Origin of the sequence: Herbaspirillum sp. B65, from assembly GCF_000333555.1 — a bacterium.
GTDB classification, from domain to species: domain Bacteria; phylum Pseudomonadota; class Gammaproteobacteria; order Burkholderiales; family Burkholderiaceae_D; genus Herbaspirillum; species Herbaspirillum rubrisubalbicans.
The window spans coordinates 1-870 of record NZ_BADI01001098.1 but is presented as its reverse complement, the minus strand read 5'-3'; the positions used below and the strand labels follow the sequence as shown (position 1 = coordinate 870).

Genomic DNA, 870 nt, shown 5'->3' with positions numbered 1-870 from the left:
CATACGAATTGCATCTAACAAAGTTCTTCGAAAATATCTCATCGCGACCTCCCCATTTCGTTGTTCCCACTTTTTAGCTCAAGTTGGTCACGAAACAGGTTGGTGGAAGTTCCGAAGTGAACGCGGTCTGGACCGATATTTACGCACAATGTATGAAGTGATTACGCCGGGGGAAGCAGCGACAGACTTCCGAAAAGGAGACGCACAAAAGCTGCAACTAGTACGCAAGGGGGAAACGGAACAAGAATATGCAAAGAGAAGGCCGGTGCCGCCAAGCTGGTGGCCCTGCTGGAACGCATCATGCCGGCGCTGGACGAAGCCAAGCCGGTGCGCGCCCTGGGCCTGGATGCCGAAGAAATGCTGCTGATCAAGCCGCTGTGCCTGATCACCGCCAAGCCGGCCATGTACGTGGCCAACGTGTCCGACAGCGGCTTCACCAACAACCCGCTGCTGGACCAGTTGACCACCTATGCCCAGGAACAGAACGCCCCCATCGTGGCCATCTGCGCGGCCATCGAAGCCGAGATCGCCGACCTGGACGACGCCGACAAGGCCGACTTCCTGGCCGACATGGGCATGGAAGAACCCGGCCTGGACCGCTTGATCCGCGCCGCCTTCAAGCTCTTGGGCTTGCAGACCTACTTCACCGCCGGCGTAAAGGAAGTGCGCGCCTGGACGATTCCGGTCGGCGCCACCGGCCCGCAGGCGGCTGGCGTGATCCACACCGACTTCGAGCGCGGTTTCATTCGTGCGCAGACCATTGCCTTTGAAGACTTCATCGCCTTCAAGGGTGAGGCGGGGGCCAAGGAAGCGGGCAAGATGCGCGCGGAAGGCAAGGAGTATGTGGTCAAGGATGGGGATTGAGAATTC

General features: G+C 59.1%; 1 pseudogene. It reads left to right on the top strand.

The annotated features are described in order from the left end of the window. Positions 1-267: 267 nt before the first annotated feature. A pseudogene (locus I5W_RS25955) lies at positions 268-864 on the top strand (DUF933 domain-containing protein); the annotation flags it as partial. Positions 865-870 lie beyond the last annotated feature (6 nt).